Genomic DNA, 19,509 nt, shown 5'->3' with positions numbered 1-19,509 from the left:
ACAAGTTTTTGATTGTGAAGTATTTTTGATACTTTTGCAGTCCAATTTTAATTTTTTACTAACAACAATTTTTTATGGAATTAAAAAACTATGAGACGGTGTTCATTTTAACTCCCGTTTTGTCTGAGCAACAGACAAAGGACGCCGTTGAAAAATTCAAGAAAGTGTTGGTAGATAACGGTGCACAAATCGTTCACGAAGATGCATGGGGCTTACGTAAGTTAGCTTATCCAATCCAGAACAAGCACACAGGTTATTACCAGATTTTTGAATTTTTAGCGGCACCAGCATTAATTGCTAAGCTTGAACTTGAATACAAGCGTGATGAGAAGGTTATTCGCTTCTTAACATTAGCCTTAGACAAGCACGCAGTTGCGTATAATGAGAAAAAGAGAAAAGGTTTAGTAGGTAGAAAACCAGAAAAAACAGAAGCATAAGATGACACTTGTAAACGAACCTGTAGATAAAAATAGTAATCGTAAAAAATATTGCCGATTTAAGAAATCGGGTATTAAATACATTGATTTTAAAAATCCAGATTACTTATTAAAGTTAGTGAACGAGCAAGGAAAAATCTTGCCTCGTCGTATTACTGGTACTTCGTTGAAATTTCAACGTAAAGTTGCGCAAGCAGTAAAAAGATCTCGTCACTTGGCCTTAATGCCATATGTAGCTGACGGTTTAAAATAGACCAGGTACATCCTAATAACATTTGATTTTATACAAAAATGGAAATAATATTAAAAACGGATATTGCTGGATTAGGCTACAAGAACGATGTCGTGGTTGTGAAACCAGGTTATGGTCGTAACTACCTAATTCCACAAGGTTTTGCTATGATGGCAACACCGTCCAACCGCAAAGTCTTGGCTGAAAATATCAAGCAAGCGGCACACAAAGTGGAAAAAATTCGTCAAGATGCTGCTGATTTAGCTGCTGCTATTGGTGACATGAATTTAACGATTGTTGCCAAAACAGGTGATAGCGGTAAAATCTTTGGTCGCGTAACTAGTCTTCAAATCTCAGAAATGTTGAAAGAAAAAGGATTCGATGTAGATCGTAAGAAAATCTCATTCGATAGCGAAGTAAAAACCATCGGTGATTACGCAGCTACTTTGGATTTACATAAAGAAGTGAAGCATAAAGTAACTTTCTCGGTTGTTTCTGAATAAGAAATAAAGAGAAATTAGTGGAAAGTCGTATCAGATACAATCTGGTACGACTTTCTTGTTTTATGAGGGTGCAAATTTTGGAATATATCCCTAAATTAGTAATCTAATATTCCCTTATGAAGAAAAGTCTACTGATCTTAGTTATTGGCCTATTCGTTCAAGCTGCTCAAGCGCAAGTCAGTATTTCTTATCCTTATTTCCGACAAGTCTTTCAGCGAAATAATAATAATGAAGCGACATTTTCCGTTTTGGGAAATTATTCAGGCAACATTGATTATGTTCAGGCTAAATTAGTTCCTATACAAGTAGGGCAGGGGCAAATGCTTGATTGGTTTACCTTAGACTTAAAACCTAAAGGAGGTATTTACCAAGGAAATATTGTAGCCAAAGGTGGTTGGTATCAATTGCAAATAAGAACCGTCTTGAATCAACAGGTAAAGGACAGTACAAGTTTAGGACGTGTGGGGGTAGGTGAAAATTTTATCATTTCAGGCCAATCCAATGCCGAAGGGACTTTCCGTAAGCCAAATGACACCCAAGCTATAGATGATCGGGTAATTGCCGCCAATTTTTATAATTTTTTCAAAGAGTATAATCCAAGTCCCAATAATAAGTACATAGGAGAGCATAATTTGGATTTTCCAATGACGGAATTCCGGAAGATTGATTCAACTGTAACGATTGGCCCCATGGGACTATCCAATTTTTATTGGCCTATTTTAGGCGACTCATTGGTAAAGAAATACAATGTCCCAGTGTGTTTTTACAACACAGCTTGGGTGGGTACAGGAATTAAAAACTGGGCCGAATCTTCAAGGGGTGTTCAAACGGCTAACCAATGGGCCCCCAGTGTCTATTATCCCAAGGGATTTCCCTATGCTAATTTGAAAAGAACTGTGGAAATTTACGGCCAAAAGAATGGCGTTAGAGCCATACTTTGGCATCAAGGGGAAAATGATGCTTACCATAAAACCCCAGCAGCCGATTATAAAAATTATTTCATTGAATTAATTAATAATTTAAGAAAGCATACCGGCTTGGATGTGCCTTGGTTGATATCAGAAGCTACTTCCGTGTCAGTTCAATTGTCTGATGGTACTTGTACACCTACTATTTGGGATGCAGGTATTTTACAAGTTCAAAAGGATATGGTTACTTCCAGTGGTATTCCATTTTTATACTCCGGCCCCAATACCGAAAACGTAGAAATTCCGCGAAAATCTGATTGTATTCATTTTTCTAGAGGAGCTTATGTAACCTTAGCCGATTTGTGGTTTCAAAAAATATCCAGTCAGTTGGACGCCATTAAATTTCCCATATCGTCTAAATCTATGCCAAGTATTCAAGTGGCCTGTGGTCCCAATAATGAATTATCGCTGGATCTAACAACTTCTTATAAAAAGGTCAATTGGTTGAATACTTCCTCTGTGATTGTGGGGAATCTCTTGAAAAAGCAATTGTTGCCTTCTGGTACTTATTCAGCTACCTTGGAAGATGATTTGGGTAATCAGTTTAGTATTCCTAGTTTATCGTTTAGAGCTTTGTCTCAGCCTTCTAAACCGAGTATTCAAGTGCTTGGAGATACACTATTTTGTGAAGGCAAATCCGTTGAATTAAGGGTACAAGGTTCAAGCTCAAGTTTTACCTGGTCAAATGGTATTCAAGCAAATAGCTTAGTCGTAAAGAATTCAGGATTTTATCAAGTTAAAGCCTATGATGGAGATGGTTGTAGTTCCGAATATTCCAGCAAAGTTCAAGTTCAATCCAAGCCATTGCCAATAGCTACTATTGGTTTATTGGGTTCTTACATGTTGAAGGCAACTAGTACGGATTTGGATGCCAATTTGGGTTATTCTTGGGAAAAAAATGGAAGCCTTTTGGCAGAAAAATCAGGATTATTGCGACTGAAGTCTTCTGGGAAATATAGCCTTCAATTGGCTAAAAAATATAGTAATACCTTGACTTGTGTAAGTCCTAAGGTTGAATTCGATTATACCTTGCCGTCAGACGGAGGCCTTTCTGTATTCCCAAATCCAGCTATAGATAACATTAGCATCGAAAGTATAGCCACTTTAGCAGGAGCGGAATATTATTTATACACGATTGATGGGCGCTTAGCTTTACAAGGCAAAATCAGCCAGGATGGTGTCTATTCCATGAACTTGACGGGCATTCATTCAGGTAAATATCAATTGGTCTTAAAATCAGAAGGGCTGGTATTTACCAAAGGCCTGATTGTGGTTAAGTAATTTAATTGCTTCATAAAAAAAAGCCCCTCGAAATATCGAAGGGCTTTTGATTTGTCTTAAGCTAGCAGAATTATTTTCCTAAAGCCGCTTTTAAATTTTCATCTAAAGCAGTTAAGAATTCTTCTGTGTATAAGTAGTGTTCGCCATGTTGAACTTTGTTTCCATGGATACAAACCGCTAAATCTTTCGTCATTTTTCCAGACTCAACTGTTTCAACGCACACTTTTTCTAAAGTTTGGCAGAAATTAATCAAGGCTTGATTGTTATCCAATTTACCGCGGAATTCTAAACCACGAGTCCAAGCAAAGATCGATGCGATTGGGTTAGTAGAAGTTGGTTTTCCAGCTTGGTGATCACGATAGTGACGAGTCACTGTTCCGTGAGCAGCTTCTGCTTCCATGACTTTACCATCTGGAGTAATCAAAACAGAGGTCATTAATCCTAATGAACCAAAACCTTGAGCAACTGTGTCCGACTGAACGTCGCCATCGTAGTTTTTACATGCCCAAACAAAATTACCATTCCATTTTAAAGCAGAAGCTACCATGTCATCAATAAGACGGTGCTCGTATACGATACCTTTGGCATCGAATTGTGCTTTGTAATCTGCTTGGAAGATTTCTTCGAAGATATCTTTGAAACGGCCATCGTATTTTTTCAAAATGGTGTTTTTCGTAGATAAATATAGAGGCCATCCTTTGCTCAAAGCCATATTAAAGCATGAGTGTGCAAATCCACGGATAGACTCATCTGTATTGTACATAGTTAATGCTACACCATCACCTTTAAAGTTGTATACTTCAAAAGTCTGTGCATCACCGCCATCTTCTGGAGTGAATGTTACTGTTAATTTACCTTTTCCTTTGGTTACAAAGTCAGTTGCACGGTATTGATCTCCAAAAGCGTGACGACCAATCATGATAGGAGCAGTCCAGTTAGGTACTAAACGAGGTACGTTAGCACAAACGATAGGCTCTCTAAATACAGTTCCATCCAAGATATTGCGGATAGTACCATTTGGCGACTTCCACATTTGTTTTAAATCAAATTCCGTTACACGAGCTTCATCTGGAGTGATGGTCGCACATTTGATACCTACACCATATTTCTTGATTGCCTCAGCAGCCTCAATCGTTACTTGGTCATTGGTTTCATCACGGTATTCTACACCTAAGTCATAGTATTTAATATCTACATCTAAATAAGGTAAGATCAATTTATCCTTGATGAATTTCCAAATGATTCGGGTCATTTCATCGCCGTCCAATTCTACGACAGGGTTAGCTACTTTAATTTTTTCCATTGTTTAATACAAGTAAATGATGAGTACTTTCACAAAATTACCAGACCACGTCTTGATAATCCTGCAAAGGTAAAGACTAAATCTTTTTTACTCCATTATTTCAGCCTAAATTTGAAGAATTTACGAATAAATTTTTCATGGAGACGATTATTAAAATTGCGTGTAAGGATGAGAAGGGTTTGGTCCATAAAATCACGGGCATCTTATTCGAACAATTGGTCAATGTAACTCAAACCAATGAGTTTGTAGATGAGGAGTCGGATCGTTTTTTCATGCGTATTTCTTTTACGGGACCTTGTGATTTAAACTTGGTTCAAAACCAATTGCTTGCTTTGTTACCTGAACAAGCTGAAGTTGAAATAATTCCGCCCAAGCAAAAGCGGGTGCTTATTTTAGTGACCAAAGAACACCATTGTTTAGGGGAATTATTGATCAAGTATCAATACCAAGATCTGAATTTTAAAGTGGAAGCCGTCATTGGAAATCATGATGATTTAGGTTCATTATGCCAACAATTTCATGTACCATTTCATTGTATATCAGCCGAAGGTTTGGATAGGGAGGCACATGAAGTATTGTTGAATCAGCAAATTGCTCATTACCAACCTGATTTGATAGTTTTGGCCAAATACATGCGCATTTTAACTCCTCAGTTTTCGTTGAAGTATATCGGGAAACTGATTAACATTCATCATTCCTTTTTACCCGCTTTTATTGGGGCTCGACCATACCAACAGGCATTTAATCGAGGTGTGAAGATCATTGGAGCAACTGCCCATTTTGTGACGGATGATTTAGATGAGGGCCCAATTATTTGCCAGGAAATTGTCCCTGTAAATCATACTTATTCGGCCAAGGATATGTCCAAGGCAGGGAAAGATGTAGAAAAAATTGTCTTAGCCAAGGCTTTGCGTTTAGTTTTGGAAGACAGAGTGTTTATTCATCAAAACAAGACTATACTTTTTGAATAATTTTTGCTTGAAAAAGCGTAAATTGCATTCCCTTTTTTTAATCGATTCAAAATTATGTTTGAGAATTTAAGTTCGAAGTTAAACTCTGCCATGCGTACCCTAAAGGGGAATGGTCGAATTACGGATGTTAATGTAGCGGCAACAGTTAAGGAAATTAGAAGAGCCTTGATGGATGCCGACGTGAACTATAAAGTTGCCAAGGAAATTACTGATCGAATTAAAGAGCAGGCTTTGGGGCAAAAGATTTTGATTTCGGTAGAACCGGGTCAATTGTTGGTGAAGATTGTGCACGAGGAGTTGACTCAATTGATGGGTGGGCAAAAACAAGAAATCAATCTAAAGGGTGATCCTTCAGTAGTATTGATTGCTGGTCTTCAAGGTTCAGGAAAAACGACTTTCTCTGGAAAATTAGCACAATACATTAAAAAAGGAGGTCGTCAAGTTTTATTAGTTGCCTGTGATATTTACCGTCCTGCGGCGATTGATCAATTGAAAGTGTTGGGTGAGCAGGTTGGGGTTGAGGTATATGCAGAACCTGAGAATAAAAATGCTGTTAGCATCGCAGAGAATGCTTTGTCATATGCCCGTAAGATGGGTAAGAAAGTCGTGATAGTAGATACCGCCGGTCGTTTGGCCGTGGATGAAGCCATGATGAATGAAATTGCAGCGGTAAAAGCAGCGATTAAGCCAACGGAGATTTTGTTTGTGGTAGATTCCATGACGGGTCAAGATGCGGTCAATACAGCTAAAACCTTCAATGATCGTTTGGATTTTGATGGGGTAGTGTTGACCAAATTGGATGGTGATTCCCGAGGTGGTGCGGCCTTGTCTATTCGTCAAGTCGTAGAAAAGCCAATCAAGTTTATCTCTACCGGAGAAAAGATGGAAGCCTTGGATCAGTTTTATCCTGATCGTATGGCTAACCGTATTTTGGGTATGGGTGACGTACTTTCCTTGGTAGAAAGAGCACAGCAGGCATTTGATGAGGATGAAGCTGCTCGATTGAACAAGAAGATTCGTCAAAATAATTTCTCGTTTGAAGATTTTTATGCGCAGTTGCAACAAATCAAGAAGATGGGAAATATCAAGGATTTGATGGGCATGGTACCGGGCATGGGACAAGCAGTGAAGGATGTCGATATTTCCAATGATTCATTCAAGCCTATTGAAGCTATTATTCAATCCATGACTTTGAAAGAGCGTCAAAACCCAGATATTTTGAACCCTTCACGTAAAAATCGTATTGCGGTGGGTTCAGGAACTTCGATTCAACAAGTGAATAATCTGTTGAAGCAATTTGAAGATATGCGTAAGATGATGCGTATGATGAACAAGGTGCAGGATGGCAAGATGAAAATGCCGAATATGGCTAATATGATGAAGCGTTAAGCTTTACTATGATGATATAGAGAAAGGGAGCTTAGGCTCCCTTTTTTGTTGGTTTATCTTGAAGGTGGATTAGTTTCTTTGATTTCGACAAGATGTGTTAATGCATCCAACATGTAGGTAATAGGTGAAATAATTAGAAAAGCGTAGGCCATGACTTTGGAATTGATTTTATAAACTAATGGAAAACATACGGCCATCATACTTAATGTAAAACGAGGAATTTTATACCGAATTAATACCACTTTCAAGTGTATGAAAGGTTTATTTGCTGATATAATTAAAGCTTTTGATTTAATTAGTCCAAAGAAAACCAATCGAAATTTGTAGTGGCCATAGCCTTTGGATATGCTCCACAAGGAAATCTCATCTCTTAGCGGAAAAATAACACCGTCAACTTCCAATTTGGTTGGAATGATATGGGTAAAGTAGGCAGGTACTTTGTGTAAATAAAGAATCGTATTCAAAGTATTAATGGTTTTTGTCAGCATGAGAGAATACCCTAGCAAAAAGGGACATTCATACATACTGCCAAAATATGGATTTTATTATTGGAAGAACAGGGGATATCATAATTATAAGTTTACTGATAAATTTTTATCAGTAAACTTATAATCTAATACAAACTAAATTTAGAATTACTTCCGAATGATGGCTCCTAATTCCTTTTCAAAACGCTGAATGAATCGCTCCATGGTGGAGTCAATCACTTTGTCGGTCAAGGTTTGGTTATCATCTTGCAAGATGAAACTTATGGAATAGGATTTCTTGCCTTCGCCTAGATTTTTGCCCTCATAGACATCAAATAAGGCGACTTGTTTCAAGATATTTTTTTCCGTTTGCTCGGCTACTCGTTGGATCGCTTGAAAACTCACCTCTTTGTTAATCACCAAAGAAAGATCACGGCGAACTTCTGGGAACTTAGCAATTTCTTGGTAGACAAAATCTGTCTTCTCTTGTTTTACCCAATAATCCCAATCAAAATCTGCCATGAAAACATCTTGTTTGACGTCAAATTTCTCGGCTAAATTCGGATGAATCATACCCAATTCTAGGCAAGCTTTCTTTTGAACGGAGATGCGTAATCCATAGGCAAAAACGGATGATCCTTCAATGACTTCAGTATCAAATGGTTTGTTGCCTAAGTGTTGCATCACAGCCTTACACACTTGAAATAAATGATATAACTGTGTTTTTTGAGGAGCTTGATCCCATGTTTCTCCTTGCCATAAACCTGTGGTATAAAGTGCAGCATGTCGCTTTTCAATGTATTTGGTTCCTTTTTTATGGTAGGTTTTGCCAAACTCTACTAATTTCAAATCCTTCTGGCGGCGGTTGATATTATGTGCCAGGGCTTCTAATCCATGGAATACCATGTGCTGGCGCATTACACCTAAATCCTCAGAAAGTTTATTTAATATCTCTACAGACTCAAAACTTAAATCTTTTTCAATCCAAGTGTGAAACTCTGCTTTGGTTAAGGAATTGCTTATGATCTCTTGGAATCCTTTGGCAGCCAATTGATGTCCAATGGTTTGCTGGACTTTCTCTTTATCCAGTGCTGGAAATTCGGATATGAAATGAGCACTCAAATGCTCTGACAATGGAATATTGTCTAAGCCGTGAATTCTCAAAATCTCTTCAATAACATCCGCTTCTCTCGTTACATCTACTCGATAAGCAGGAGCTATTGCGGTGAAACCAGTGGAACTGATATTTTTTAATTCAAAATCCAAAGCAACCAAAATCTCTTGGATACGTTCAGGCGCTAATTCAATCCCCATAATGGAATGAATACGCTCATAAGTCATCTCGATATGGGCTAAATCTGGTTTGTTGGGATAGTAATCCAGCAACTGAGAAGCAACTTCCCCGCCGGCCAATTCTTGAATCAAGATAGCGGCATATTGTAAAGCCAATAATTTAGCTTCAATGTCGGTCCCACGTTCAAAACGGAATGAGGCATCTGTTTTTAAGCCATGAACTTGGGAGGATTTACGGATGCGCTCGGGTCTAAAATGTGCTACTTCCAAAAACACACGAGTGGTGCTATCTTGTATGCTGGAGTTAGCTCCACCCATGATTCCGGCTAAGCCAATTGGTCCAGAAGCATCACAAATCATGATTTCTTCTCCATCTAGTTTACGCTCAATACCATCTAAAGTAGTGAAGGACGTTCCTGCCGCTAAAGACTTTACAATTAATTGTTGACCTTTAATTTGTTCCCAATCATAGGCATGCATAGGTTGTCCTAAGCCATGACAAATGAAATTGGTGATGTCGACAATGTTATTGATAGGGCGCAAACCGATTGCCAACAAGCGATCTTTCAACCATTCTGGAGATGGACCAACCTTGACTTGATCCAAACTAATACCACAAAAACGGGTACAACCTTCGTCTTCAATTTGAACATGAATAGGAAAAGTATTTGCCCCTTCCTTAAATTTGCTAACATCGGGTAATTGGATGTCAAGTCCACTGACGGCACGAATATCTCTGGCTACACCCCAGTGCGAAGCGGCATCTGCACGGTTAGGAGTAAGTCCAATTTCTAACACTAAATCTGATTGAATATTGAAATAGGTAGTAGCAGGTGTACCATTGGCTAGTTGAGTTTCTAAAACCAAAATACCATCATGCGAATCGCCAATACCGATTTCATCTTCGGCACAAATCATCCCCTCGGAAACTTGTCCGTATACTTTTCTTTTTTCAATGGTAAAAACAGGCTTACCTTCTTTATCAAACAAAGTAGTACCAGGTGTAGCAACAATTACTTTTTGGCCTTGGGCCACGTTGGCAGCACCGCAAACAATTTGAAGTAATTCAACTTGACCTACATCTACGGTAGTAGCACTTAATGTTTTTTCTTTGACTTGGAATTTTTCACAGCTGATTACTTCACCCACTACAAAGCCTTTTAGTCCACCAGGGATTTGATCATGCGCTTCAATGCCTTCAACTTCTAATCCTGTATTGGTCAATAGAACATCCAATTCTTCTGGACTACCTTGCTGAGGAAGTTTAGTTAAGTCTATAAAATCGTTAAGCCAAGTTGTTGAAATCTTCATATTTAATTACCTAGGGAATTTCATTTTATAATCCACAGAAACTTTTCCGCGGGTGATATCCGTTAATTTATTTTTGATAAGGCGCTTTTTGACCACATTTAAATGGTCTGTAAAAAGTATGCCTTCGATATGGTCATATTCATGTTGAATGATTCGGGCGGCTAAGCCTTCAAATACTTCCTCTTTTTCCTCCCAATGTTCGGTGTAATAATGAATTTTGACATATTCTGGTCGCCATACTTCTCCTCGAATGCCTGGAATAGAAAGGCAACCTTCTTCGAAACCCCATTCCTCCCCAGTTTCATCGATGATTGTTGGATTGACAAATACTTTTTTGAAATCAATTAATGAGGTATCAATATCCTCCTCCTCTTCGCCTTCATTCATAGGGCGACCATCCACCACAAATAAGCGGATATCTTTGCCAATTTGAGGAGCAGCTAATCCTACGCCACTAGCTGCATACATGGTTTCAAACATGTCTTCGGCTAGAGTGATTAAATCAATACTGCTTGGTTCAATGTCTTTGGCTATCTTCCTTAAGACAGGGTCACCGTAAGGTATGATGGGGTATATCATGGTCAATGGAATTCAAACTACGAATTTAACTAAATTAAATGGAATGCCCGCTAAACCTTTGTGCTTTGGAATGTCTAAACAAGACTGATTTCAGCATATTTTTTGTAATTTTGCAGGAATAAAACCTGAGTAGCAATTTAACCCAGAAAAAATACCATGAATAGAAACTTCTTTAAAGCACACCCTTGGCACGGAATTCAAATTGGTGATCAAATGCCTGAATTGGTGACGGCTTTTATTGAAATCGTGCCGACGGACACCGTTAAATATGAAATTGACAAGCAAACAGGCTATTTGAAGATTGATCGTCCTCAAAAGTTTTCTAATATAGTGCCAGCCTTATATGGCTTTTTACCTCAAACTTATTGTGCAGAAGGAATTGCGGAGTTGGCCCGAAAATACTCTGGAAAAGAAATTTTACAAGGAGACGGTGATCCATTAGATATATGTGTGTTATCTGAAAGAGCTATCACCCACGGTGATATTTTATGTCAAGCAATTCCCATTGGAGGAATTCGGATGATTGATAAAGGAGAGGCAGATGATAAAATCATTGCCGTTTTAAAGGACGACCCTATTTATGGTAAATGGAGGGATATTTCTGATGCACCCAAAGATATCGTTCAGCGTTTGAGACATTATTTTTGGACCTATAAAATGTTACCAGGTGAGACGAGTTCTTTAGCGGTTGACATTGATGATGTATATGGTAGAGAGGTAGCACATGAGGTGATTCGTCAATCAAGAGAAGATTATCGAAAAAACTTCGGATAGTCATTTCTCCGTTGTTTGTTTGATTTTTCCTTTGAACATATTTTGTGATGGATTGTTATGTATTGACATCAAATTCGCAAAAAAATAAATAGATATGTGGCAATTTGTTAAATACACACTGGCGACTATAGTAGGAATGTTTTTGTTTCTACTGGTAAGTATTATTCTAGTGGCAGGGATTGGTTCGGCCATGAGTTCATCCGACTCAGAATATGAGCTAAAGGAAAACTCCATATTGAAATTGGACTTAAATCGTCCGATGGGGGAGAATGCTTCGAATGAGGATAATCCATTTTCTGATTTTCCCAATCCATTTTTTTCTAGTACAGAAAAAATTGGGCTTATTCAGATTATTTCTGCTTTAGAAAGAGCTCGTGTCGATGATAAAATCAAAGGAGTCTACTTAGATGTTAGTTTTCCAATAGCGGGATATGCTCAGTTGTCGGAAATACGTGATGCCCTAGAAAAATTCAAGAAGTCGGGCAAATTTGTTTATGCTTATTCAAATTCCTACTCTGAAAAGGCCTATTATTTAGCTTCTGTATCCAACCAATTGTATTTAAATCCAGCCGGTTTATTGGATTTTAATGGAATTTCGGTTCAATATATGTTCTACAAAAAGGCTTTCGATAAGTTGGAAATAGAACCGATGGTATTTCGAGTTGGAACCTATAAATCAGCCGTTGAGCCATTTATTCGGGAAGATATGAGTCCAGAAAATAAGGAGCAAAGCTTGTCGTTTATACGTTCCATCAATCAAGTAATTTTCAATAAGATTTCTCAAAGTAAAGGTATTTCTGTACCTCGTTTGGATCGAATTGCGGATAGTTTGCAAGCCATGAATCCTCACAATGCAGAGAAGTTGGGTATGTTGAAGTTGAGCTATTGGGACCAATTTGAGTCACTTTTAAAGAAAGCAGTAAAAATTGGGGAAAAAGATAAGTTGACCATGGTGAAATTGTCGGACTATTTGCATGCTAAAAACCCAATTCCAGAAGTAGAAGGCACGAAGAAAATAGCCATATTAGTGGCAGAGGGGGAGATAGTAGGAACCCGTGGTGGTGAAGGTTCCATTGGGTCAGATGATTTTGTCAAGGAGCTTCGCAAATTGAGAGATAATTCATCGGTGAAAGCCATCGTTTTACGCATTGACTCTCCCGGAGGATCTTCATTAGCTTCCGATATCATGTGGAGGGAAATTTTGTTGGCTAAAAAGGTAAAACCTGTGATTGCGTCTATGTCGAATTATGCCGCATCTGGTGGATATTATATGGCCATGGGTGCAGATGCGATTGTGGCTCAACCAACAACCATAACTGGATCTATCGGAATATTTGCACAATGGTTGAATTTGGACAATTTCTTTAAGAATAAGTTGGGAATAACTCAAGATCATGTGAATACCCATGAACATTCTCATTTCTTAAATTCTGCTGGTAGATTAACTGATTTTGAAAAATCCATTATTCAAAATATGGTGAATGAAGGATATGAAAGCTTTACGAGCAAAGCTGCTGCAGGTAGAAAAATGTCTTTGGAAAAATTGAAATCTATTGCAGGTGGTCGTGTTTGGACAGGAGAACAGGCCAAGAAAATAGGTTTAGTGGACGAGTTGGGTGGATTGGATAAGGCGATTGAATTAGCTGCCCAAAAATCAAAATTAAAGTCAGGAGAATATAAGGTGGCAGTTTATCCCAAAGCGAAATCGTTTTTTGATACTTTGTTAGAGTCAGCAACTTCAGCGGAGACAATGGAAATGCGTTGGGCAAAATCCAATTTACCTTGGGCAAAATCGGTATTTGAATTAGATCGATTGAAGAAGCGTGAAGGATTTTTGGCGATGATGCCTTATATGATGGAATTGGAATAGAGTTTCGTGTTAAAAGATTTTCAAAGTATCTTTGAGTAAAATTTGAATTATGATTCGTAATAATTGGACCCGTGCCGAAGTGGAGGCCATTTTTAATCAGCCATTTTTAGACTTGGTATATCAAGCGGCAACGGTGCATCGTCAATTTCATGACCCGAATGAAGTACAAATAAGTACTTTGTTATCCATTAAAACAGGTGGTTGCCCGGAAGATTGTTCCTATTGTTCACAGGCAGCTCGTTACCATACCAATGTCAAAGTACATAAGTTGTTGCCTTATAATGAGGTGATTGAAGCTGCTTTACGTGCCAAAGAAAATGGAAGTTCACGTTTTTGTATGGGTGCAGCATGGAGAGAAGTGAGAGATAATTCTGATTTTGATAAAGTGATAGACATGGTGAAGGGAGTAAATTCCCTGGGAATGGAAGTTTGTTGCACCTTAGGCATGTTGAGCGAACAACAAGCTGAGCGATTGAAAGAGGCTGGTTTATATGCTTATAACCATAATATAGATACGAGTGAGGAGTATTATGATGATGTGATTTCTACAAGAACTTATGATGATCGTTTAGAAACCTTAGGAAATGTTCGTAAAGCGAAAATATCAGTTTGTTCAGGGGGAATTATTGGTATGGGTGAAAGTGTTGATGATCGTATTGGTATGTTGTTGACCTTAGCGAATTTGCCAGAGCATCCTGAATCTGTCCCTGTAAATAATTTAGTACCTGTAGAAGGTACTCCATTTGAAAACCAAAAGACAGCATCGGTTTGGGAATTAGTTCGCGTTATTGCGACCGCTAGAATCATGATGCCTCGTTCGGCAGTTCGTTTATCTGCTGGTCGATTGGAATTGAATTATGAAGGTCAGGCATTTTGTTTCATGGCTGGGGCGAATTCTATATTTTCAGGAGATGTATTATTGACTACCCCTAATCCTGATGCAAAGTCAGATGCTGAATTATTCCAGATATTGAATATTAAACCAAAGGAGGCCTTTAAGGATGCGAAGAAACAGGGTATTGAATTTAATCAGATACCAAGTGCTCAAGGTTTGGAACATTCTCATTGAGACTAGGAAATTGTTTTTGGAGGGCCGGGATTTAAATCCCGGCCTTTTTTTATGAGTCTACCATGGATTTAAATCCATGGTTTTCATGTATAAACTTGATATAATTATAGACCTTTTTTAAAGCCAATTTTGAGACTGAAAATGCAGCATATCCAATTTGCCATTCAAGTTTATTGGGAAGAGAATGCGCTAAATTTATATACCTTGAACTGCTCCCTTTAATCTGTTTGATAATGAATGATATCGATTTTGTCGAACAAATTGAAATTAAACAATGAATGCGATCTGGCATGGAATTGATGATGATAAGTCGACAATCCATTTTTTCCAACTCTTGTTCTATGTGTTTAAAAAGAGGGGCTTTTATCTCGGGTGAAATGAATGGTTTCCTATTTCTAGTTGTCCATATTACATGTAAATTTATTTGTACCAATGAGTGTGCCATATTCTAGAAATTGAAGGAATTCAAATTCTAGAATTTCCGGAAGTGATACAATCTACTTTTTGATAAAGTGATATAGTAAAGAAATTATACTACCAAATTATCAACTTGCTGAAGTGGTTAACCGATGTTGATCTTGGTAAAAAGGAGAGAAAATATAATGGATTAATTCAATGCAAATGAGTTAGATAAAGTAACTTATTTTACAAGATCTTCTTCATGGTATAGTGCTGAATTTCCCCAAATAAGAGATATGATTCTTTTTCTATAATATAACCTAAATTGGTGTAGAAGGGAACAGCATTCTCTCTAGCCTCCAGTATAATTTCGTGCCAATGATTTTCTTTTCCTACCTTTTCAAGGTATTCCATAATAAGTTTACCTATTCCTTTTCCTTGATGAGCATGATCTACTGCCACGCATCTAACTTGTCCTTGTAGGGGATTAGATTCATGCATTCTAGCTACTCCTATTACTTGATTGTTTTCAATGGCAAAAACATGGATGGCAGCTTGATCATCTGGAAGATGTTCGGATCCAGGAGATTGATTCCAAGGTTCACGTAAAACCTTGAAGCGAAGCTGAAAATAAGCTTCCCATTCTTCCGGATTTTGTGGACTTCGAATTTCCATGTTCAAAAATGGGATAAAAATTGAACGCTGTCAAGGTTTTAAACCTTGACAGCGTTGGGTAAAACTACTCGAATCCAGTTAATAAATCAATCACCAAATTGATATTATAATGAAATAATCAATCCTTTGATATTATTACTTTGCAAAATTGACGGCACGCATTTCACGTATAACCGTTACCTTTATTTGTCCTGGATATTGCATTTCCTTTTCTATTTTTTGAGAGATATCAAAAGATAAATTAGATGCTTTCTCATCACTTACATTTTCTGAGTCTACCATAATACGTAATTCACGTCCGGCTTGAATGGCATAGCATTTCTGAACCCCATCAAAGGAAGTGGCCAATGCCTCTAAGTCACGTAAACGCTTCATGTAAGACTCCATCATTTCCCGACGAGCTCCTGGTCTAGAACCTGATATGGCGTCGCAAACTTGTATGATAGGCGATATCATCGAAGTCATTTCAATCTCATCGTGGTGGGCACCTATGGCATTGCAAACTTCTGGATGCTCCTTGTATTTCTGAGCTAACTCCATACCCAACAAGGCGTGAGGCAATTCAGGTTCTTCATGCCAAACTTTACCAATATCGTGCAGTAAACCTGCGCGCTTAGCCAACTTCGCATTTAAGCCTAATTCAGCAGCCATAGTAGCACATAATTTGGCTACTTCACGAGAGTGTTGCAATAGGTTTTGACCATAAGAGGAACGGAAACGCATACGACCAATCATTTTGATTAACTCTGGATGCAATCCATGTATTCCCAAATCAATCACTGTTTTTTCTCCAATCTCAATGATTTCATCTTCAATATTCTTTTTGGTCTTATTGACTACTTCTTCAATACGTGCAGGGTGAATACGACCATCTTGTACCAAACGGTGTAAAGATAAACGCGCAATCTCTCTACGTACAGGATCAAAGCCCGAAATGATAATCGCCTCAGGGGTATCATCAACAATGAACTCCACTCCAGTGGCTGCTTCTAAAGCTCGGATATTTCTACCCTCACGACCAATGATTTTTCCTTTTACATCATCCGACTCAATATTGAAAACAGAGACACAGTTTTCAATGGCATTTTCAGCTGCTGTACGTTGAATGGTTTCAATTACAACCTTTTTGGCTTCTTTCGTAGCAGTTAGTTTAGCTTCTTCAATGGCTTGTTTTACTAAAGAACTTGCCTTGCTTTCTGCCTCCGCTTTTAAAGCATCCATGATTTGTTGACGCGCCTCATCTGCTGATAAACCAGCAATTTTTTCCAATTGACTAATCTGATTCGCCAACATAGCCTCCGCTTCAACCCGCTTTCTTTCTACATCTTCTAATTTCTTGCGGTAATTTTCTTCTTTTGATTGCAAGCTCTGTTTCTGAGATTGTAACTCCTGATCAGCCTGTCTTTGTTGTTCTTGTTGCTGAGCTAATTGACGCTCTTTCTCGCGTAATTTTTGATCGTTTTCAACCAAAATACCTTTTTTGTTTTGAGTGTCTTCTTCAAATTCAGCACGCAAGCGAAGGAAGTTTTCCTTAGCTTCTAACATACGGTCTTTCTTGAGGTTTTCAGCAGAGATTTCTGCATTTTTAAGGATATCGTCTGCCTTTCTTTTAGCATCCTCCTCTATGTTTTTATTTACCTTGGAAAAGAAAAATTTTCCAGTAAATACACCACCTGCTAAACAAACGATGGCTATTACTATTTCTATTATCATGGAACCTGTGGGTTTATTTACGTTGGTTCCGGCTTTACTGAATCAAGAAAAAGGGGATTAATTATATGGCGTAAATTTCAGTCAATTCTAACAATTGCTTGTTTTCATTCAGTATGTTGGATTCTAATGAACGATGCTGTTCATCAAATTTAATGCCACACATGGCTAAATCCAATGCGACCAATGCCATCACAGCACTTGGATCTGAACTATTTGTCTGTTGTTCATAGTATTTAACCAATTTGTTAACCAAATTAGCGGCATTCCTAACACATGCTTCCTCTTGTGGATCAACCTTCATTGCGATGGTCTGAATGCCCAATATTAGGTTACATGGTAGGTTTTGGCTCATGGTTGACGCAATTGCTCAATACACTGATCTATTTTTACGATATATTCGTCTAACTTTTCCTTCAGTTCAGCAGTCGGTACCGCTGTGTTATCTGTATTAACTACAATTTTAACAATTTTATCTGATTTTTTAAAGTTTTTCTCCAATTCTTTTAAACGCCTCTGCGACTTGTTCAGCTCTTCTATTTTGAGTTCTAACTTGTCCTGAGCGAATTGTAATTGCTCGCTCAATTCACGAATCGTGCCTTCATTTTCTTGCAAACGAGTAACCATCTGACTAAGTTTTAGTCGTAGGCTCAAGTATTGCATTTTAATGTCTTGCTTCATGAATCAAAGAAAATTAGCTCTGTTTTATCTTAGGTTTCCCGCCTTTCCACTGAAACTCTTTTACCAAGAGAAATACTAAAAGTACAAATAATCCTGCATTTTGGGTAAAGAACTTGGGTAGTGGGATTTGGCTTAAATAATTGCCTGAATAAATAGCCAATATCCCCAATCCAAGGTAGATTAAAGCCTCTTTCCATCGGTACGGTGTCGGGTCAAAATATTGTCCCCCTACATAACACATCAATGTCATCACTACACTGGAAAGTAAAAAGGACCAAGCACATGCCATATAGCCATAGCTCGGTATCCAATAAATATTGCCAGCAATTGTAACCGCTAAACCTACCAAAGTAATAATCGTTCCCATGTAAGTTTTATTCGTCTGCTTGAACCAAACCGATTGGGTATAATAGATTCCCAAAAATAGATTGGCTAACAATAAAATAGGAACCACTCCAATACCTTCCCAATAAATGGCCTTTTTCAAAAATAGCTGCTGTATCCAAAAGAGGTTAGAAGACACCCCCACCCACAAAAAAGTACAAACTATTACAAACCAATGGGTTACTAATGCTAAATTCTCTTTGTTGTTGGCATTATTTTTCTTTCCTAAGAAAAAGGGTTCAGCAGAATATTTAAACGCTTGAATAGCTAAACTCATAAAAACCGAAAGCTTATAGCAATTGCCATAAATACCCAAGGCCTCTTGCGACGTTTGTCCTGGATAAAAACCTTCGGGTAAATATTCTTCCAATAATAATCGGTCAAACATCACATTAAACATTGCCGCTAAACTCATGAACATGATCGGGTAAGAATAGATCCACAATGAGGTGAATTCTTTCCAATCCCACTCCCAACGATACGCCTTGAATTCATCTCCCAACCAATAAAACAAACTAGCATTTGCTATTAAATTGGCCATGAATATATATCCTGCTCCAATAGATGGATCATATAAATCGCGTAAAAAATGTGGCCCCATATCTCCCCAAATTCCTTCATGCAGTGGTTTTAATCCTACTAAGAAAATCAGGTTTAAGCCTACATTAATTAAAATTGAAATGATTTTGGCTAGGACAAATTTCTTGATCTTTTGTTCTAATCGTAATTTGGCAAATGGTATTGCTGTAATGGCATCAATGGCCAATATTAAAGCCAACCACTTTAAAAATACCCCTTTCCCTGCATAGCCTAATTGGGCCATCAATGGATCAGAAAATAAAAATAGAACCAGCGTAAATAATCCCGAAGTGACAATAATCGCCGATAAAATGAGGTTGTAATATTTTTGAGGAGCTTCTTTGGCAAAACGGAAATAAGCCGTTTCCATGCCATACATGTAGACAATGTTGGCTATGGCCATGTATCCATACAGCTTGACGTTAATCCCTAATTCAGCGGGTAGAAATGCCCAAGTATGTACAAATACGAGCAAAAAATTAAGTGAACGACCTAGAATGGTACTGAATCCGTAAGAAAGGGTTTCGCCAGCTAATTTTTTGAGTATAGACATAGGTTGATGTTACCAAAAACCAAAGTTACATTTTTTGCTGAGGAATGCAGGATGCCTACTAGAGAATTAAGCGCTAATGTA

Annotated in this window: 19 protein-coding genes; 9 read left to right on the top strand and 10 right to left on the bottom strand. The window is 38.0% G+C overall.

The features are described from left to right. Nucleotides 1-74: 74 nt before the first annotated feature. The 4 genes from rpsF (at nucleotide 75) to G9H60_RS04345 (ending at nucleotide 3,421) form a co-directional block, all read left to right on the top strand. A complete protein-coding gene (rpsF, locus tag G9H60_RS04360; protein ID WP_109322122.1) occupies nucleotides 75-437 on the top strand; it encodes a 30S ribosomal protein S6 in 363 nt (120 codons plus the stop codon). A 1-nt stretch (nucleotide 438) separates the two neighbouring features. After that, complete coding sequence (gene rpsR, locus G9H60_RS04355) at nucleotides 439-690, top strand: 30S ribosomal protein S18 (protein ID WP_109322123.1); 252 nt, start codon at nucleotides 439-441, stop codon at nucleotides 688-690. A gap of 38 nt (nucleotides 691-728) precedes the next feature. Beyond that, complete coding sequence (rplI, locus tag G9H60_RS04350) at nucleotides 729-1,172, top strand: 50S ribosomal protein L9 (RefSeq protein ID WP_223142885.1); 444 nt, start codon at nucleotides 729-731, stop codon at nucleotides 1,170-1,172. Nucleotides 1,173-1,288: 116 nt separating this feature from the next. Then, nucleotides 1,289-3,421: a sialate O-acetylesterase gene (locus G9H60_RS04345; RefSeq protein ID WP_223142884.1), complete on the top strand. Its 2,133-nt coding sequence runs from the start codon at nucleotides 1,289-1,291 to the stop codon at nucleotides 3,419-3,421. Between the two features lie 70 nt (nucleotides 3,422-3,491). On the opposite strand, the gene G9H60_RS04340 is transcribed toward G9H60_RS04345, so the two are convergent. After that, nucleotides 3,492-4,724 carry an isocitrate dehydrogenase (NADP(+)) gene (locus G9H60_RS04340; RefSeq protein ID WP_130924559.1) on the bottom strand — a complete coding sequence of 411 codons (1,233 nt, stop codon included), beginning with the start codon at nucleotides 4,722-4,724 and terminating at the stop codon, nucleotides 3,492-3,494. A gap of 137 nt (nucleotides 4,725-4,861) precedes the next feature. On the opposite strand from G9H60_RS04340, the gene purU reads away from it, so the two are divergent. Further along, complete coding sequence (gene purU, locus G9H60_RS04335) at nucleotides 4,862-5,695, top strand: formyltetrahydrofolate deformylase (protein WP_223142883.1); 834 nt, start codon at nucleotides 4,862-4,864, stop codon at nucleotides 5,693-5,695. A gap of 54 nt (nucleotides 5,696-5,749) precedes the next feature. Then, the gene (gene ffh, locus G9H60_RS04330; RefSeq protein ID WP_109322127.1) at nucleotides 5,750-7,084 is read left to right on the top strand and encodes a signal recognition particle protein; all 1,335 of its coding nucleotides are present in this window, start codon (nucleotides 5,750-5,752) and stop codon (nucleotides 7,082-7,084) included. A gap of 53 nt (nucleotides 7,085-7,137) precedes the next feature. Here the strand turns inward: ffh and G9H60_RS04325 are convergent, their stop codons facing one another. The 3 genes from G9H60_RS04325 to def form a co-directional block, all read right to left on the bottom strand. After that, nucleotides 7,138-7,548, bottom strand: a complete 411-nt coding sequence (locus G9H60_RS04325; RefSeq protein ID WP_223142882.1) for a hypothetical protein — start codon at nucleotides 7,546-7,548, stop codon at nucleotides 7,138-7,140. A gap of 171 nt (nucleotides 7,549-7,719) precedes the next feature. After that, nucleotides 7,720-10,155 carry a phenylalanine--tRNA ligase subunit beta gene (pheT, locus tag G9H60_RS04320; RefSeq protein ID WP_223142881.1) on the bottom strand — a complete coding sequence of 812 codons (2,436 nt, stop codon included), beginning with the start codon at nucleotides 10,153-10,155 and terminating at the stop codon, nucleotides 7,720-7,722. A 6-nt stretch (nucleotides 10,156-10,161) separates the two neighbouring features. After that, nucleotides 10,162-10,734 (bottom strand): peptide deformylase, encoded by a 573-nt coding sequence (def, locus tag G9H60_RS04315; protein WP_223142880.1) that lies wholly within the window; start codon nucleotides 10,732-10,734, stop codon nucleotides 10,162-10,164. A gap of 156 nt (nucleotides 10,735-10,890) precedes the next feature. On the opposite strand from def, the gene G9H60_RS04310 reads away from it, so the two are divergent. From G9H60_RS04310 to bioB, 3 genes are all read left to right on the top strand, one after another. Beyond that, nucleotides 10,891-11,508 carry an inorganic pyrophosphatase gene (locus tag G9H60_RS04310; RefSeq protein ID WP_223142879.1) on the top strand — a complete coding sequence of 206 codons (618 nt, stop codon included), beginning with the start codon at nucleotides 10,891-10,893 and terminating at the stop codon, nucleotides 11,506-11,508. A 94-nt stretch (nucleotides 11,509-11,602) separates the two neighbouring features. After that, nucleotides 11,603-13,378 carry a signal peptide peptidase SppA gene (gene sppA / locus G9H60_RS04305; protein WP_223142878.1) on the top strand — a complete coding sequence of 592 codons (1,776 nt, stop codon included), beginning with the start codon at nucleotides 11,603-11,605 and terminating at the stop codon, nucleotides 13,376-13,378. Nucleotides 13,379-13,427: 49 nt separating this feature from the next. Continuing rightward, entirely contained in the window at nucleotides 13,428-14,447 is a 1,020-nt protein-coding gene (bioB, locus tag G9H60_RS04300; protein WP_223142877.1) for a biotin synthase BioB, read from the top strand. Between the two features lie 49 nt (nucleotides 14,448-14,496). Here bioB and tnpA read toward each other — a convergent pair whose 3' ends face one another. The 6 genes from tnpA to G9H60_RS04270 all read right to left on the bottom strand — a co-directional run bounded on the left by tnpA (nucleotide 14,497) and on the right by G9H60_RS04270 (nucleotide 19,428). After that, on the bottom strand, nucleotides 14,497-14,892 hold the full coding sequence (tnpA, locus tag G9H60_RS13620; protein WP_223142876.1) for an IS200/IS605 family transposase: 396 nt from the start codon (nucleotides 14,890-14,892) through the stop codon (nucleotides 14,497-14,499). A 200-nt stretch (nucleotides 14,893-15,092) separates the two neighbouring features. Further along, entirely contained in the window at nucleotides 15,093-15,521 is a 429-nt protein-coding gene (locus G9H60_RS04290; RefSeq protein WP_223142875.1) for a GNAT family N-acetyltransferase, read from the bottom strand. Nucleotides 15,522-15,656: 135 nt separating this feature from the next. Beyond that, nucleotides 15,657-17,234, bottom strand: a complete 1,578-nt coding sequence (gene rny, locus G9H60_RS04285; RefSeq protein WP_223142874.1) for a ribonuclease Y — start codon at nucleotides 17,232-17,234, stop codon at nucleotides 15,657-15,659. A gap of 61 nt (nucleotides 17,235-17,295) precedes the next feature. After that, nucleotides 17,296-17,586, bottom strand: a complete 291-nt coding sequence (locus G9H60_RS04280) for a cell division protein ZapA (RefSeq protein ID WP_223142873.1) — start codon at nucleotides 17,584-17,586, stop codon at nucleotides 17,296-17,298. After that, nucleotides 17,583-17,912 (bottom strand): hypothetical protein, encoded by a 330-nt coding sequence (locus G9H60_RS04275; protein ID WP_223142872.1) that lies wholly within the window; start codon nucleotides 17,910-17,912, stop codon nucleotides 17,583-17,585. Before G9H60_RS04275 ends, G9H60_RS04280 begins: the two co-directional genes overlap by 4 nt. A 13-nt stretch (nucleotides 17,913-17,925) precedes the next feature. Continuing rightward, complete coding sequence (locus tag G9H60_RS04270; RefSeq protein WP_223142871.1) at nucleotides 17,926-19,428, bottom strand: lipopolysaccharide biosynthesis protein; 1,503 nt, start codon at nucleotides 19,426-19,428, stop codon at nucleotides 17,926-17,928. Nucleotides 19,429-19,509 lie beyond the last annotated feature (81 nt).

Source organism: Aquirufa aurantiipilula (genome assembly GCF_019923745.1).
GTDB classification, from domain to species: domain Bacteria; phylum Bacteroidota; class Bacteroidia; order Cytophagales; family Spirosomataceae; genus Aquirufa; species Aquirufa aurantiipilula.
This window is presented reverse-complemented; position numbering and strand designations above follow the sequence as displayed.

Coding starts and splice junctions, on each gene's coding strand:
- rpsF (WP_109322122.1), top strand. CDS start 75: ATGGAATTAAAAAACTATGAGACGGTGTTCATTTTAACTCCCGTTTTG.
- rpsR (WP_109322123.1), top strand. CDS start 439: ATGACACTTGTAAACGAACCTGTAGATAAAAATAGTAATCGTAAAAAA.
- rplI (WP_223142885.1), top strand. CDS start 729: ATGGAAATAATATTAAAAACGGATATTGCTGGATTAGGCTACAAGAAC.
- G9H60_RS04345 (WP_223142884.1), top strand. CDS start 1,289: ATGAAGAAAAGTCTACTGATCTTAGTTATTGGCCTATTCGTTCAAGCT.
- G9H60_RS04340 (WP_130924559.1), bottom strand. CDS start 4,724: ATGGAAAAAATTAAAGTAGCTAACCCTGTCGTAGAATTGGACGGCGAT.
- purU (WP_223142883.1), top strand. CDS start 4,862: ATGGAGACGATTATTAAAATTGCGTGTAAGGATGAGAAGGGTTTGGTC.
- ffh (WP_109322127.1), top strand. CDS start 5,750: ATGTTTGAGAATTTAAGTTCGAAGTTAAACTCTGCCATGCGTACCCTA.
- pheT (WP_223142881.1), bottom strand. CDS start 10,155: ATGAAGATTTCAACAACTTGGCTTAACGATTTTATAGACTTAACTAAA.
- def (WP_223142880.1), bottom strand. CDS start 10,734: ATGATATACCCCATCATACCTTACGGTGACCCTGTCTTAAGGAAGATA.
- G9H60_RS04310 (WP_223142879.1), top strand. CDS start 10,891: ATGAATAGAAACTTCTTTAAAGCACACCCTTGGCACGGAATTCAAATT.
- sppA (WP_223142878.1), top strand. CDS start 11,603: ATGTGGCAATTTGTTAAATACACACTGGCGACTATAGTAGGAATGTTT.
- bioB (WP_223142877.1), top strand. CDS start 13,428: ATGATTCGTAATAATTGGACCCGTGCCGAAGTGGAGGCCATTTTTAAT.
- tnpA (WP_223142876.1), bottom strand. CDS start 14,892: ATGGCACACTCATTGGTACAAATAAATTTACATGTAATATGGACAACT.
- G9H60_RS04290 (WP_223142875.1), bottom strand. CDS start 15,521: ATGGAAATTCGAAGTCCACAAAATCCGGAAGAATGGGAAGCTTATTTT.
- rny (WP_223142874.1), bottom strand. CDS start 17,234: ATGATAATAGAAATAGTAATAGCCATCGTTTGTTTAGCAGGTGGTGTA.
- G9H60_RS04280 (WP_223142873.1), bottom strand. CDS start 17,586: ATGAGCCAAAACCTACCATGTAACCTAATATTGGGCATTCAGACCATC.
- G9H60_RS04275 (WP_223142872.1), bottom strand. CDS start 17,912: ATGAAGCAAGACATTAAAATGCAATACTTGAGCCTACGACTAAAACTT.
- G9H60_RS04270 (WP_223142871.1), bottom strand. CDS start 19,428: ATGTCTATACTCAAAAAATTAGCTGGCGAAACCCTTTCTTACGGATTC.